This is a genomic window from Allobosea minatitlanensis (assembly GCF_964020775.1).
On sequence record NZ_OZ224509.1, the window covers coordinates 3903001 to 3918070 of the forward strand.

14 protein-coding genes are annotated in these 15070 nt (G+C 69.4%); 2 read left to right on the forward strand and 12 right to left on the reverse strand.

What is annotated here, in order from left to right:
* Positions 1–7: 7 nt before the first annotated feature.
* From ACWH43_RS19230 to ACWH43_RS19250, 5 genes are all read right to left on the reverse strand, one after another.
* Positions 8–853 carry a metal ABC transporter permease gene (locus ACWH43_RS19230; protein ID WP_158444041.1) on the reverse strand — a complete coding sequence of 282 codons (846 nt, stop codon included), beginning with the start codon at positions 851–853 and terminating at the stop codon, positions 8–10.
* Positions 850–1710 (reverse strand): metal ABC transporter permease, encoded by an 861-nt coding sequence (locus tag ACWH43_RS19235; RefSeq protein ID WP_158444042.1) that lies wholly within the window; start codon positions 1708–1710, stop codon positions 850–852. The genes ACWH43_RS19230 and ACWH43_RS19235 overlap by 4 nt, the downstream gene beginning before the upstream one ends.
* Complete coding sequence (locus tag ACWH43_RS19240; RefSeq protein WP_158444043.1) at positions 1707–2612, reverse strand: manganese/iron ABC transporter ATP-binding protein; 906 nt, start codon at positions 2610–2612, stop codon at positions 1707–1709. The genes ACWH43_RS19235 and ACWH43_RS19240 overlap by 4 nt, the downstream gene beginning before the upstream one ends.
* Positions 2609–3529: a metal ABC transporter substrate-binding protein gene (locus ACWH43_RS19245; protein WP_158444044.1), complete on the reverse strand. Its 921-nt coding sequence runs from the start codon at positions 3527–3529 to the stop codon at positions 2609–2611. Before ACWH43_RS19245 ends, ACWH43_RS19240 begins: the two co-directional genes overlap by 4 nt.
* Positions 3530–3640: 111 nt before the next feature.
* Entirely contained in the window at positions 3641–5002 is a 1362-nt protein-coding gene (locus ACWH43_RS19250; protein ID WP_260349283.1) for a carbohydrate porin, read from the reverse strand.
* Between the two features lie 313 nt (positions 5003–5315).
* Between ACWH43_RS19250 and irrA the strand changes: the two genes are divergently transcribed.
* Together irrA and ACWH43_RS19260 are read left to right on the forward strand one after the other, a co-directional pair.
* Positions 5316–5732: an iron response transcriptional regulator IrrA gene (irrA, locus tag ACWH43_RS19255; protein WP_260349291.1), complete on the forward strand. Its 417-nt coding sequence runs from the start codon at positions 5316–5318 to the stop codon at positions 5730–5732.
* A gap of 180 nt (positions 5733–5912) precedes the next feature.
* Entirely contained in the window at positions 5913–6452 is a 540-nt protein-coding gene (locus tag ACWH43_RS19260; protein ID WP_158444047.1) for a peroxiredoxin, read from the forward strand.
* Between the two features lie 40 nt (positions 6453–6492).
* Here the strand turns inward: ACWH43_RS19260 and ACWH43_RS19265 are convergent, their stop codons facing one another.
* Genes ACWH43_RS19265 through kdpA form a run of 7 tightly spaced genes read right to left on the reverse strand, consistent with a single transcriptional unit; the run spans position 6493 to position 15048 of the window.
* Positions 6493–6942, reverse strand: a complete 450-nt coding sequence (locus tag ACWH43_RS19265; protein ID WP_158448265.1) for a PTS sugar transporter subunit IIA — start codon at positions 6940–6942, stop codon at positions 6493–6495.
* A 55-nt stretch (positions 6943–6997) separates the two neighbouring features.
* Entirely contained in the window at positions 6998–7690 is a 693-nt protein-coding gene (locus ACWH43_RS19270) for a response regulator transcription factor (protein ID WP_158444831.1), read from the reverse strand.
* Positions 7687–10395, reverse strand: a complete 2709-nt coding sequence (locus ACWH43_RS19275) for a sensor histidine kinase (protein WP_158444832.1) — start codon at positions 10393–10395, stop codon at positions 7687–7689. Before ACWH43_RS19275 ends, ACWH43_RS19270 begins: the two co-directional genes overlap by 4 nt.
* Positions 10396–10445: 50 nt before the next feature.
* Entirely contained in the window at positions 10446–11051 is a 606-nt protein-coding gene (locus ACWH43_RS19280; RefSeq protein ID WP_158444833.1) for a K(+)-transporting ATPase subunit C, read from the reverse strand.
* Positions 11052–11063: 12 nt separating this feature from the next.
* A complete protein-coding gene (gene kdpB, locus ACWH43_RS19285; protein WP_158444834.1) occupies positions 11064–13127 on the reverse strand; it encodes a potassium-transporting ATPase subunit KdpB in 2064 nt (687 codons plus the stop codon).
* 33 nt (positions 13128–13160) lie between these two features.
* On the reverse strand, positions 13161–13334 hold the full coding sequence (locus ACWH43_RS19290; RefSeq protein ID WP_260349285.1) for a hypothetical protein: 174 nt from the start codon (positions 13332–13334) through the stop codon (positions 13161–13163).
* A gap of 10 nt (positions 13335–13344) precedes the next feature.
* Entirely contained in the window at positions 13345–15048 is a 1704-nt protein-coding gene (gene kdpA / locus ACWH43_RS19295) for a potassium-transporting ATPase subunit KdpA (protein WP_158444835.1), read from the reverse strand.
* Between the last annotated feature and the right edge of the window lie 22 nt (positions 15049–15070).

Genomic DNA, 15070 nt, shown 5'->3' on the forward strand with positions numbered 1-15070 from the left:
GACCGGCTCAGGCGGCCGGCGCCTCGCGCGCCTCGATCCGCGCCGCCTTGCGGCTGCTGTGGACGAAGGCGAGGATGAAGGCGATGGCGAGCAGCAGCACGATGGTCGGCGCCGGGGCGCTGTCGATGAAGAAGGACAGATAGACCCCGAGGAACGAGCCGGCCACCGCGATCGCCACCGACAGGACCAGCATTGCGCTGAACCGGCGGGCGAGCAGGAAGGCGATGGCGCCGGGCGCGATCAGCATCGCCACAGCCAGGATCAGCCCCACCGCCTGCAAGGCGCCGACGATGGTCAGCGAGATCAGGCCGAGCAGGCCGTAATGCAGCAGGCCGACCCGCAGCCCGACCGCCCGCGCCTGCGCCGGGTCGAAGGCGTGCAGCAGGAAATCCCGCCATTTGACGCCGATGACGCCCGCCGTGACCGCCGCGATGGCGCCGGCCTCGGCGATGTCGTGCCAGGAGACGCCGAGCATGTCGCCGAACAGGATGTGATCGAGATGCACCTCCGAGCGCACCTTCACATAGAGCACGAGGCCGAGGCCGAACATGCCGGCGAAGACGACGCCCATCACCGTGTCCTGCTTGATCCGGCTGTTGTCCTTCAGGAAGCCGGTGGCGACGGCGCAGAGCATGCCGGCCGTGAAGGCACCGACGGCGAAGGGAATCCCGGCGATATAGGCGACGACCACGCCGGGGAAGACCGCATGGCTGATCGCGTCGCCCATCAGGGACCAGCCCTTCAGGACGAGGAAGCAGGACAGGAGCGCCATCGGCACGGCGACCACCGCCGAGATCACCAGCGCGTTGACCATGAAGTCGAACCGGAAAGGCGCGAGCAGCGCGTCGATCATCGGGCGGCCTCCAGCGCCTGCGCGGCGCGCCTGCGGGCCGCAAGCAGGCCGTGCTTCGGCGCGAACAGGAACGCGATCAGGAAGATCGCCGTCTGCAGCACGACGATGATGCCGCCGGTCGCGCCGTCGAGGAAATAGCTGGCATAGGCGCCGATGAAGCTCGTCAGGGTGCCGATGGCGACGGCGATCGCCAGCAGCTTGGGAAAGCGGTCGGTCAGCAGATAGGCGGTCGCGCCGGGCGTCACCACCATGCAGATCACCAGGAAGGCGCCGACCGTCTGGAGCGCCGCGACCGTCGAGGCCGAGAGCAGCGCGAAGAACATGAATTTCAGCCGGGCCGGGTTGAGGCCGATCGAGCGCGCATGGCTCTCGTCGAAGAAGGTGACCATCAGGTCCTTCCATTTGACCAGCAGGATGGCGAGCGAGACGAAGCCGATGATCGCGAGCTGCAGCGTGTCGCCGGGCGTGATGGCGAGGACATTGCCGAGCACGATGGTCTGGATGTTCACCGCCATCGGCCGCAGCGAGACCATGAACAGGCCGAGCGCGAAGAAGGAGGAAAAGGTCAGGCCGATGATGGCGTCCTCGCGCAGCTTGGTGCGCTGGTTGAGAAAGAGCATGGCGGCGGCGGCAAGCCCGCCGGAGAAGAAGGCGCCGATCGCGAAGGGCAGGCCGAGCATATAGGCCCCGGCGACGCCGGGCACGATCGCATGCGAGAGCGCGTCGCCGATCAGCGACCAGCCCTTGAGCATGAGATAGCAGGACAGGAACGCGCAGACGCCGCCGACGAGGGCGGAGACCCACATCGCGTTCAGCATGTAGTCATAGGTGAAGGGCTCGAGGAATTCGGGCGTCATGTCCGGTCCCCGTACACGCCGCCGGAGCCGCGGGCCGCCGCCTTCCCGCCTTGCAGGATCAGCGGGCGCTCGTCGTCGGTGAAGACGCCGACCGGCGTCGGCCTGCCGTTCTGCGCCTCGTTCAGGACGAAATGGCGCAGCACGCCGCCGAAGGCCTTCTCGAGATTCTCCTGGGTGAAGGTCTCGACCGTCGGCCCATAGGCGAGCACGGTGCCCTTGATCAGCACGGTGCGGTCGCAGAACTCCGGCACGGAGCCGAGATTATGGGTCGAGACCAGCATGACGCGGCCCTCGTCCCGCAGCTCCCGGAGCAGCTTGACGATCTGGTCCTCGGTCTTGACGTCGACGCCGGTGAAGGGCTCGTCGAGCAGGATCACGCGGCCATCCTGCGCCAGGGCGCGGGCGAGGAAGACGCGCTTCTTCTGGCCGCCGGACAATTCTCCGATCTGGCGCTTGCGGAACTCGCTCATGTTGACGCGGGCCAGCGCCGCCGCCACCGCCTCATGGTCGGCCGGCTTCGGCCGGCGCATCAGGCCCATATGGCCGTAGCGGCCCATCATCACCACGTCCTCGACCAGCACCGGGAAGTTCCAGTCGACCTCCTCGGATTGCGGCACATAGGCGACCAGATTCTTCCGCAGCGCCTGCTCGACCGGCATGCCGAGCACGCGGATCTCGCCCCTGGCGAGCCGCACGAAGCCCATGATCGCCTTGAACAGGGTGGACTTGCCGGAGCCGTTGACGCCGACCAGCGCGGTGATCGTGCCGGTCGGGATCCTGAAGCTGGCGTCGCGCAGCGCGGTATGGCCGTTGCGGTAGGTGACGGTCGCATCGGTCACCGAGATGCCGTTTCCCGCCGCCGAAGCGGCGGGGCGAGCGAGGTCGCCGACCGCGACGGTCATTGCGTCAGCCCTTCGTTGAGGCCCTTTGCAACCGTGGCGGAGGTCACCCGCAGCAGGTCGAGATAGGTCGGCACCGGCCCGTCCGCCTCGCTGAGGGAATCGACATAGAGCACGCCGCCGTAATGGGCGCCGGTCTCGCGCGCCACCTGCCGGGCCGGCTTGTCGGAGACGGTGCTTTCGCTGAACACCGTCGGAATCTGGTGCTTCCTGACCGCGTCGACGACCTTGCGCACCTGCTGCGGCGTGCCCTGCTGGTCGGCATTGACCGGCCAGAGATAGAGCTCCTTCAGCCCGAAATCGCGCGCGAGATAGGAGAAGGCGCCCTCGCTCGTCACCAGCCAGCGCTTGTCCGCCGGGATCTTGCCGAGCGTCTCGCGGATCGGCGCGATGGCGGCCTCGATCCTCGCCTTGTAGGCGGCGGCGTTGGCCTTGTAGGCCTCGGCGTTCTTCGGGTCGTGCCGGATGAAGGCGTCGCGGATATTGTCGACATAGACGATCGCGTTCTTCGGCGACATCCAGGCATGCGGATTGGGCTTGCCGCTATAGGGGCCCTGCGTGATGCCCATCGGCTCGACGCCCTTCGAGACGACGACCTCGGGAACGTCCTTGAGGTTCTGGTAGAACTTGCGGAACCAGAGCTCGAGATTGAGCCCGTTCGCGAAGATCAGCCGCGCGCCCTGGGCGCGCTGGATGTCGCCCGGCGTCGGCTGGTATTCGTGGATCTCCGCCCCCGGCTTGGTGATGGATTCGACGATCGCGGCATCGCCCGCGACGTTCTTCGCCATGTCGGCGATGACGGTGAAGGTCGTCACCGCCTTGAACTTTTCCTGCGCCGCGGCCGGAAGGGCGCAGAGCACGGCGGCGAAAGCCGCCGTCGCCGCACCGGCGAGAATCGAGCGTCGCGTCCTATCGAGCATGGATGCCTCTTTGTTGCGAATGAGTTGCAAAATCGAATGACCATTACCCAAGCCTCCCCCGTTTTGCAAGTAGAATTGATTTGCAAAACAGAGAAAGCCCCGCCGGCCGCTTCAGAACGCCGCGACGCTGCGCAGGCCGAGCACGGCGGCGTTGGGGATCTTGCGCCAGGGCTTGTCGGGATCGGGCTCGCCGCCGCCGGGACGGACGATCCACTGCGCGAAAGGCTGAAGCTTGAGCCAGGGCGCGACCTGCGCCTGATAGGAGGCCTCGACCACCAGCTCCGAGGACCGTAGCGGCCGGGCCTCCCCGGCGAAGGTCGTCATGTCGCGGTCGAGCCGGCGCAGGCTGGAGCTGACCCTGGCATAGGCGACGGCGAGGCCGACGACGTCGTTCTTCCGGCCGGGCAGCAGCCCGGTATAGGTGAGGCCGGCATCGGCGTAGAAATCGACATGGCTCCGGTTCTTCTCCGGCGCCAGCACCAGCCGGGCGAAGCCGGCGAGGCTGCGCCCCGTCGTCTCGGCGTCGGCGGACTTCCACAGCACCTGATCGACGACGCCGTAGAAGGCGAGGTTGCCGCGGTGGCGCCGCGGATCCGGATCGGCGTCCGGATCGGCCAGCGGGAGGCCGTTCGCCGCGAACCGCAGATCGTCGAACCGCCGCGAATTGTACCAGCCGCCGAGCTTGTAGGTGCCGGTCACCCCGCCGCCGAAATCATGCGTATAGGCCGCCTCGGCGATGGCGAAGGCACCCTGGTTCAGCGGAAAGGCGAGCCCGTGCCGGTTCCTGTCGTTTCGCCCGAGCGGATTGCCGCTATAGACGCCGGCCTGCAAGGTCCAGGCCTCGCCCGGCTTGAACGCGACGCGCACCCCGGGAGCCGGCACCGGATAGGCCGGGCCGCCGCCCGGCAGCACGATGCCGTGCAGGGCGGGCCAGCCGAAGGCCGAGTTCACGAAGAGCCCCGCCGTCTCGCTGGTGGCGAATTCGCTGTCGGCGAGGAGCTGGCCGATCCTGATCGAGAGCTTGCCGTCGAGCAGCGTCTGCGTGAAGGAGGCTTCCGCCAGCCGTCCGGCCGGATCCGCCTCGATGTTCGATATCGGCATCAGATTGCCGAGGAACTTGCCGGACAGGCCATGACCGCCGATCAGGAAGGCGCCGGCATGGAAGGCGCCGCCCTTCCAGCCCGCGATCTTTTCGAGATCGAGGTCCAGGCCGAACTGCAGCAGGCCTGAAAATCCGCGGCCTCTTTGCAGGCCGCCGGCCGGGTTCGCCGAGATGTCGCCGGTCGCGGTCAGCCCGAAGCTCAGGCCGGCGTCCTCCAGGCGCGTGCGCGCGCCGCCCCAATCGCCCGTGAGACGCTCGCGCTCGAGCAGCCTCGCCTCGGTTCCCGCGGGGACCGGCAGGCCGGGCGGGTCCGCCGCCCGCACGGGCAGCGAGGCCAGCGCCAGGCAGGAGAAAGCGCATGCGGCGGGCAAATGCGCTCGGCGTCGGAGGACAGGGCGGCTCATCGGGATCTCCGGCAAAGGCTGCGAAAGCTCCGCGGACGGAAGGCGGAGCGCCGTGCATCTATATAATTGCAACTGATTTGCAAATGCAATTGACGACCATGGAGGGCGCCGCTATGCAATTGAGGCTCAATTGCAAGGAAGGGCGGCGAGAGCCGCCGGCGACGGCGGCGTCTCGCGCCCCGCGCTGCCGCCTTGCCTCGTCCATCCGGAAGGACCGTCGATGCTGTTCGTGCCGCCTGAAACGAGAAGCCGCCTCGAAGCCGAGCGCAACAGGGCCCGGATGTCGCCTGCCGGGGCCTGCGCGATCCTGAAGCAGGCGGGCCTGCGTCCGACCCGCCAGCGGATCGCGCTCGGAACGCTTCTGTTCGGCGAGGGACACCGCCATCTGACGGCGGACGACCTTCATCTCGAGGCCATCGACGAAGGCATCTCGCTCTCGCTGGCGACCGTCTACAACACGCTGTCGCAATTCGACGAGGCCGGCCTGATCCGGAGGGTCAGCGTCAGTGGCGGCAAGGCCTATTACGACACCGACACCGGCGACCATCACCATTTCTACATCGAGGCCGAGGACCGGATCATCGACATCGAGCCGGGGCGGATCAGCGTCGGCGGGCTGCCCGCCCCGCCCGCCGGCTACGAGATCACCAAGGTCGACGTCGTCGTCCGCCTCCGCCGCATCGGGACCGGTCCGTGACCTGCCGCCTTCACAGGCGCCCGCGGCCGCTCCCTGCCGAAGCCCGCGACGCCGGCGCCTGACGCGCGCAGCACGCGACGGCCGGCCCCTCGCCGCCAGACCGGGATCGCGGACCGCCCTTGCGGATGGGGGCGGGTCGATCCGCCTCGTCCCTCATCCGACCGCGAATGGAGTCAGACCATGCTCACCATCGGCTGCAAAATCCCCGCCTTCGACCTGCCCGCCGTCGTCTCGACCGACCCGGCCACGGCCTTCACCCGGATCACACGGGAGAGCGCCCCGGGACAATGGAAGGTGATCTTCTTCTGGCCGAAGGATTTCACCTTCGTCTGCCCGACCGAGATCGCCGCCTTCGGCGAGCTCGCCGGCGCATTCGCAGAGCGCGACGCCGTCATCTACGGCGTCTCCACCGACAGCGAATACGTCCATCTCGCCTGGCGCCGGAGCCACCCCGACCTCGAGACCCTGCCGTTCCCGATGCTGGCGGACATCAAGCGCGAGCTCAGCGCCGCGCTCGGCGTGCTCCACCCGGACGAGGGCGTCGCATTGCGCGCGACCTTCATCGTCGACCCGGCAGGCTTCATCCGCTTCGTCTCGGTCAACGATCTCTCGGTCGGGCGCAACCCGCAGGAGGTGCTGCGCGTGCTGGACGCGCTGCGGACCGAGGCGCTCTGCCCCTGCAACTGGCAGAAGGGCGAAGACGTCCTGCAGGCGGCATGAGCAAGAGCCCGGCGGGCGCCCCCTCTCCCGGACGGGGCCGTCAGCCCGCCTCGTGCAGCGCGGCGTGGATCTCCCGGCGGCCGTCGGCCCGGCGGATCCGGTCGCGGACATCCTGCGCGCGCAGGCGGCGGGCGATGCAGGCGAGCGCGTCGAGAGAGGCCCGCCCGCCCCCGCCGGGCGTCAGCAGCAGGCAGACGATATCGACCGGCTCGCCGTCGATCGCATCGAAGGCGACGGGCCGGTCGAGCCGGGCGAGCAGGCCGAAAGGCCGCTTCAGCCCGGCGATCGGCGCATGCGGGATCGCCACGCGGTCTCCGACGCCGGTCGAGCCGAGGGCCTCGCGCCGGCATAGCGCCGCGCAGACCGCCTCCGCGTCGAGGCCGAGCCTGCCCGCCGCCTCCCCGGACAGCGCCTGGAGAAGAGCCGCCTTCGACGGCGCCGCCAGATGCGGGATGACGTGCTCGGGGCGAATGAGGTCTGTGGCCTGCATGGCTGCTCGTCCGGACAGGAGGCGGTGCGCCCCGGGAGAAGGGACGCCGGCGGGATCAATCGGCCTCGCGGAGGCGATATCCGACGCCGGTCTCGGTCATGATGTATTGCGGCTGGTCGGGCGCGCGCTCGATCTTCTGGCGCAACTGCCGGACATAGACGCGCAGATACTGCACATCGGCCGAGGCGTCCCAGACCTGCTTCATCAGGTACTGGTGCGTCAGCACCTTGCCGGCATGCTGCACGAGGATGCGCAGGATGTCGTATTCCTTGGGCGAGAGCTTCACCTCCCGCCCGCCGACGCGGACGATGCGCTTGACGAGGTCGACCGAGAGCTCGCCCGTCTGGAAGACCGGCTTCTCGCCCTGCTGCTGCAATTTGTGGCGCAGCGCCACGCGCAGCCGCGCCGCCAGCTCCTTCATGCCGAAGGGCTTGGTGACGTAGTCGTCGGCGCCGCTCTCCAGCGCCGCGACGATGCCGGCCTCGTCGGTGCGGCTCGACAGGATCACGATCGGCAGCGCCAGCGCCTCGGCCCGCCAAAGCCGGAGCAGTTCCTGGCCCGACATGTCCGGCAGGCCGAGATCCAGGATGACGAGATCGGGCCGATCCTGCGCGACCATCGCGATCGCCTCCCGCCCCGTCTCGGCCTCGCGGATGGCGTAGCCCTCGGTCGAGAGCCCGACCCGCAGCAGGCGCCGGATCGCCGGCTCGTCGTCCACGACCAGGACCTTGACGGCGGATGTGGTCATGCCAGCGGCTCCCGTTCCTCCGGCCGGGCCTCGACGGGCATCCGGATGGTGAAGATCGCGCCCGGCCGGTCCCGGCGGTTCCCCGCCCGGATCGTACCGCCCATCGCCTCGACGAAGCCGCGGCAGATGGCGAGGCCGAGCCCGGTGCCGACGCGGACCCGATCGCTTTTCCTGACCCGGTAGAAGCTGTCGAAGATCCGCTCCAGATCGGCCTCGGGCAGGCCCGGCCCCTCATCCGCGACCTCGACGACGATCGCGCCGGCGTCCTGCCGGGCCCGGATCGCGATCGCGGTTTCCGCCGGCGCGTATTTGGCGGCGTTGTCGATCAGGTTGAACAGCACCTGCTCGAACAGGACCGGATCGAGGCTGAGCATCGGCAGGTCGGCGGGAAGCGCGGTCTCGACGCGATGGCCGGCCGTGATCTTGGCGGCGCGGCGGAGCGCGCTGCCGACCACCTCGGCCAGATCCACCAGCGCCGCATTGGGCTCCATCGCCCCCGATTCGATCCTGGTCATGTCGAGCAGATTGGCGATGAAGCGGTTGAGCCGCTCGGATTCGTCGACCAGGGTGGTGAGCAGCGCGGCGCGGTCCTCCTCCCGCAGCACGCTGCGATAGTCGCGCAAGGTATCCGCCGCCCCCATGATCGAGGCCAGCGGCGTCTTGAGGTCGTGCGAGATCGAGGTCAACAGCGCGGAGCGTAAGCGGTCGGCCTCGGCCGCGCGCTTCGCCCGGTCGACATCGTCGACGAGCTGGATGCGCTCGACCGCGACGGCGGCCTGGTCGGCGAGCGCGTCGAACAGGCGCTGCTGCTCGAGGGTCAGGAGCGGGCCCTGCCGGTCGTCGTCGAGGCCGATCACGCCGATCGCCGTCCGCCCGGTGCGCAGGGGCAGGTAGAGCCGCCTGGCGCCGGGCAGCGTGTCCGCCCCGCGCCCGGCCGGGCGATCATGCTCCCAGGCCCAGCGCGCGGCGGCGATGTCGGCGTCGACCAGCGTGTCGTCGGGAGGATATCCGGCCCGGACCGCAAGCGAGCCCTCCCCCGGCATCAGGATGACGACGCGGACCCTGAGCATCGAGGCGATCTGGAAGGCGGTCGCCCAGAGCACGTCGTCGAGCGTGCCGGTCCCGGCGAGCTTCTTGGAGAAGAGATAGAGGTCTTCCGTCGTCCGGGCGCGCTGGCGGGCGGCATTGGCCTGGCGCTGGACGCGCGCGGTCAGGTTCGAGGCGATCAGGGCGACGAGCAGGAAGAAGCCGAGCGCGACGACGTTCTCGGGGTCGCTGATCGTCAGGGTGTAGAAGGGCGCGATGAAGAAGAAATTTAGCGCGAGCGCGCTCAGCAGCGAGGCGAAGAGGGCCGGCCACAGCCCCGCCGTCACGGCCGAGGCGAGCACTGCGGTCAGGAAGACCAGCGCGATGTTGCGCAGGTCCATGATCTGGCTGAGCAGTTCGGCCGCGCCGAGCGCGGCGGCGACATAGGCGATCGCCGCGAGATAGGGCCTGGGCGAGAAGCCGGGCTTGCCGGCGGCCGGAACGGCGCCGGCCTCGTCCGCCTGCTGGTCCGGCAATGCGACGACATGGATGCCGATATCGCCGGCGCGGTTGATCAGTTCATGCGAGACGGAAGGCCCCAGCCACTCGCGCCAGCGCGGCTTGGCCGGCTTGCCGACGATGATCTGGGTGACGTTGCCGGCGGCCGCATGCCGGAGGATTTCTCCCGCGACATCCTGCCCCGGCAAGGTGACGGCCTCGCCTCCGAGCTGCGCCGCCAGCCGGAGCGCATTGGCGATGCGCGTCTTCGCCGCTTCCGACAAGGCCGCGGCCTGCGGCGTCTCGACATGGAGCGCGCTCCAGGGAGCGCGCAGGCGATCGGCCTGGCGCTTGGCATGGCGGATCAGCGCGGGCGCCCCGGCGCTTTCGTCGATGCAGACCAGGATGCGTTCCCCCGCGGCCCAGGGGCCCGAGATCGCGTGTTCCTGCATATGGCTGAGCAATTGCTCGTCGACCCGCTGCGCGGTGCGGCGCAGCGCCAGCTCGCGCAGGGCCGTCAGGTTGCCCGGCGCGAAATAGTTGGCGATGGCGCGCCGGGCGGTGTTGCCAAGATAGACCTTGCCCTCCTCCAGCCGCTTGATCAGATCGGCCGGGGTGAGGTCGATGACCTCGATGTCGTCGGCGCGGTCGACGATCGAATCCGGCACGGTCTCGCGCACGCGGATGCGGGTGATCTGCGCGACGACGTCGTTCAGGCTCTCGACATGCTGGATGTTGAGCGTGGTGTAGACGTCGATGCCCTGCGACAGCAGTTCCTCGACGTCGAGATAGCGCTTCGGATGCCGGCTGCCGGGAACATTGGTATGGGCGAGCTCGTCGACCAGCACGAGCGCGGGACGGCGCGCGAGGATGGCGTCGAGGTCCATCTCGTCGAGCGTGCGGCCCCTGTAGTCGATGCTGCGGCGCGGAACGATCTCGAAGCCGTCGACCAGCGCCTGCGTCTCCTTGCGGCCATGGGTCTCGACGACGCCGATCACGACATCGACGCCCTCGGCCTTGCGGGCCCTGGCGGCGGTCAGCATCTCGTAGGTCTTGCCGACGCCCGGCGCCGCGCCGAGGAAGATCTTCAGGCGCCCGCGCCCCTCGCGCCGGGCGCTTTCGAGCAGCGCCTCGGGCGAGGGCCTCGCCCTGGTCTCGCGATGGTTCTCGGCGGGTGGCATGGCGGGTTCACGAGGCCGCGGCGGGGCAGAAAGCCGCTGCCGCCTTTGTGTCAGCGTCGCGCCGCGCCGTCGAGAGCGAGGTTGAGCGCCAGCACGTTGACCACCGGCTCGCCCAGGATTCCGAGCGTGCGCGGCTCGACATGGGCGTCGACCAGAGCCTTGACCGTCGCCGGGTCGGCGCCCCGCGCCGCGGCGACGCGCGCGACCTGGAAATAGGCGGCTTCCGGCGAGATATGCGGGTCGAGCCCGCTGCCGGAGGCCGTCACCAGGTCCATCGGCACCGGCGCGCCGGGATTCCCGGCCTGCAGCGCCTCGGCTTCGGCCCTGATGCGGTCGATCAGCTTCCGGTTGGTCGGGGCGAGATTGGAGCCGCCGGAGCTCGCGGCATTGTAGGGCGCCTCGACGGTCTTCGTCGCGTCGCTCGGGTCGGCGCCGGTGGTCGCCGAGGGCCGGCCGTGGAAATAGCGCTCGCCGGCGAAGTTCTGGCCGACCAGGCTGGAGCCGACGACCTTGCCGTCCCTTTCGACCAGGCTGCCATTGGCCTGGCGCGGGAAGACGGCCTGGGCGATCCCGGTCATCGCCAGCGGATAGGCGAGCCCGGTGAGAGCCGAGAGGGCGACGATCATCACCAAGGCGGGGCGGATCTGCTTGAGCATGGTTGCGGCTCCCTAGACGAGGTGCAGCGCGGTCACGGCCATGTCGATGGCCTTGATGCCGATGAAGGGGACGGCGAGGCCGCCGAGCCCGTAGACGGCGAGGTTGCGCCGCAGCAGCGCGCCCGCCCCCACGGCCCGGTACTTCACGCCCCTCAGCGCCAGCGGGATCAGCGCGACGATGATCAGCGCGTTGAAGATGATGGCCGAGAGGATGGCGCTCTGCGGCGTGGCGAGGCCCATGATGTTGAGCGCGCCGAGCTGCGGGTAGAAGGCCAGGAACATCGCGGGGATGATCGCGAAATACTTGGCGACGTCGTTGGCGATCGAGAAGGTGGTCAGCGCGCCGCGGGTCATCAGGAGCTGCTTGCCGATCTCGACGATCTCGATGAGCTTGGTCGGGTCCGAGTCGAGATCGACCATGTTGCCGGCCTCGCGCGCCGCGACCGTGCCGGTGTTCATCGCCACACCGACATCGGCCTGGGCCAGCGCGGGCGCGTCGTTGGTGCCGTCGCCGCACATGGCGACGAGCTTGCCCTTGCCCTGCTCCTCGCGGATCAGGGTGAGCTTGTTCTCCGGCGTCGCCTGGGCGAGGAAGTCGTCGACGCCGGCCTCGGCCGCGATCGCCGCGGCGGTCATCGGATTGTCGCCGGTGATCATCACGGTGCGGATGCCCATGCGGCGCAGTTCCGCGAAGCGCTCGCGCACGCCGCCCTTGACGATGTCCTTGAGGTGGATGACGCCGAGCAGGCGCCCGTCCTTGGCCACGGCGAGCGGCGTGCCGCCGGCCTTGGCGATCTCGGCGGCGATGGCCTGGACCTCGCGCACCGCCCCGGCGGCAGGGCGCGCGCCAGTGGCGCCGGCCTCGACATAGGTCAGCACGGCGTCGACGGCGCCCTTGCGGATCTGCGCGCCTTCGAGATCGACGCCGCTCATCCGGCTCTGCGCCGTGAAGGGCACGAAGCTGGCATGGAGCGCGGCCATGTCGCGGGCGCGGATGCCGTATTTCTCCTTGGCGAGCACGACGATGGAGCGGCCTTCCGGCGTCTCGTCGGCGAGCGAGGCGATCTGGGCGGCGTCGGCCAGTTCCTGCTCGCTGACGCCGGTCACCGGCTTGAACGCGGTCGCCTGGCGGTTGCCGAGCGTGATCGTGCCGGTCTTGTCGAGCAGGAGCGTATCGACGTCGCCCGCGGCCTCGACGGCGCGGCCCGACATGGCGAGCACGTTGAAGCGCACGAGGCGGTCCATGCCGGCGATGCCGATGGCCGACAGCAAGGCGCCGATCGTGGTCGGGATCAGCGTCACGAACAGCGCGACCAGCACCACCACGGGGATGTACCCTCCGGCATAGGCGGCGAAGCTCGGGATCGTCGCAGTGGCGAGCACGAAGATCAGCGTCATGCCGGCGAGCAGGATGTTGAGGGCGATCTCGTTCGGCGTCTTCTGGCGCTCGGCGCCCTCGACCAGCGCGATCATCCGGTCGATGAAGGTCGAGCCCGCGGCGGCGGTGATGCGCACGCAGATCCAGTCCGAGAGCACCTGCGTGCCGCCGGTGACGGCCGAGCGGTCGCCGCCGGATTCGCGGATGACCGGGGCGGATTCGCCGGTGATCGCGGCCTCGTTGACCGAGGCGACGCCCTCGATCACCTCGCCGTCGGAGGGAATGATGTCGCCGGCCTCGACCAGCACGACGTCGCCGACCTTGAGCGCGGTGCCGGGGACGAGCCGGAACTGCGTGCGCTCCTCGCCCGAAAGCAGCTTCGCCTGCGTTTCCGTGCGGGTCCTGCGCAGCGAATCCGCCTGCGCCTTGCCGCGCCCTTCCGCCACGGCCTCGGCGAAATTGGCGAAGAGCACGGTGAACCAGAGCCAGAGGACGATCTGGAAGGTGAAGCCGAGATCGGCGCCGCCGGTGGCGAGATCCTTGAGGAAGAGGATGGTCGTCAGCAGCGAGACCACGGCGACGACGAACATCACCGGGTTGCGGGCGAGGCTGCGCGGGTCGAGCTTGCGGAAGGCGTCGCCCAGCGCCGGCACGAGGATGCGGGCGTCGATCAGGCTCGCGGATTTGGACTGGCTCATGAGAGACTCCGGCGGAGTGGTGTCGGGTCCGGCTCAGACGGCGGCAAGGAGGCCGGCGAGCGCCCGGACGAGCAGCAGAACGAGGAACAGCGCGACCGTCAGGCCGAGGATGAGGGTGGCGGGGCGCAGGAGCGCCCTGTCGGTTTCCCGCGCCGGGGCGTCGCGGTGGACGGCCTCGCGGCGCAATTGGCGCAGGCAGCTCGCCATGGCCGCCTCCTCAGAAGCTCTGGCCGGCGAGCATCGCGAGATGCTCGACGATCGGGCCGACGGCCAGCGCCGGGAAGAAGGTCAGGCCGCCGACGATCAGGATGACCCCGACGAGCAGGCCGACGAAGAGCGGCCCGTCGGTCGGGAAGGTGCCGGCGGAGGCGGGCACGGACTTCTTCGCGGCGAGCGAGCCGGCGATGGCGAGGGCCGGGACGATGACGAGGAAGCGGCCGATCAGCATCGTGATGCCCAGGGTGAGGTTGTACCAGAGCGTGTTGCCGGAGAGGCTGGCGAAGGCCGAGCCGTTATTGGCCGCGGCCGAGGTGTAGGCGTAGAGGATCTCCGAGAAGCCGTGCGGGCCGCTGTTGCCGACCGAGGCCACGGCGCTCGGCAGCACCGCGGCGATGGCGGTGAAGATCAGCATGCCGGCCGGCAGGCAGAGCACGGCGAGCATCGCCATCTTGACCTCCTTGGCCTCGATCTTCTTGCCGAGATATTCCGGCGTGCGCCCCACCATCAGCCCGGCGACGAAGATCGCCAGCACGACGAAGAGCACGATGCCGTAGAAGCCGGCGCCGACGCCGCCGACGATGACCTCGCCGAGCTCCATGTTCACCAGCGGGATCAGCCCGCCGAGCGCGGTGAAGCTGCCATGCATGGCGTTGACCGCGCCGCAGGAGGCCGCCGTGGTGACGACGGCGAAGAGCGCCGAGAGCGGAACGCCGAAGCGGACCTCCTTGCCCTCCAGATTGCCGCCCTGGAGGCCGAGCGCCTGGACGAGCGGGTTGCCGGCCGCCTCGGCCCCGTAGCAGACGAGCACGCCCGCGAGGAACAGCACGCCCATGCTGGCGAGAATCGCCCAGCCCTGGCGCTCATTGCCGGCCATGCGGCCGAAGACATTGGTCAGCGCCGCCCCGATCGCGAAGATCGAGACCATCTGGATCAGATTGGTGACGGCGTTCGGATTCTCGAGAGGATGGGCCGAATTGGCGTTGAAGAAGCCGCCGCCATTGGTGCCCAGCATCTTGATCGCGACCTGCGAGGCGACGGGACCGCGCGCGATCGTCTGCTGCGCGCCTTCCAGCGTCGTCGCCGTCACCGCGGCATCGAGGGTCTGCGGCATGCCGAGTGCGACATAGGCCAGCGTCAGCACGATGCAGAGCGGCAGCAGCAGGTAGAGCGTGGCGCGGGTGAGATCGACCCAGAAGCTGCCGACAGTCCGGGCCGAGGCGCGGGCGAAGCCGCGGATCAGCGCGACCGCGACGGCGATGCCGGTCGCCGCCGAGACGAAGTTCTGCACGGTCAGGCCGAGCATCTGCGAGAGATAGGACATCGTGCTCTCGCCGCCGTAGTTCTGCCAGTTCGTGTTGGTCACGAAGCTCGCGGCGGTGTTGAAGGCGAGATCGGGCGCCACCGGCGCCATGCCGTCCGGGTTCAGCGGCAGCAGGCCCTGGAAACGCTGCAGCCCGTAGAGCAGGACGAGGCCGGCGAGGTTGAACAGCAGCAGCCCGGCCGCATAGGCGCTCCAGTGCTGCTCCTCGCGCTGATGCGTGCCGGCCAGGGCATAGAGCCCGCGCTCGACCGGCGCGAGCAGGGGCGAAAGAAAGGTGCGCTCGCCGTTGAAGACGCGCGTCATATAGCCGCCGAGCGGCCTCGTCAGCGCGACGACGAGCGCGCAGAAGACGAGGATCTGGATCCAGCCGTTGAGAGTCATGGCAGAAGCTTCCGTTTGCGCC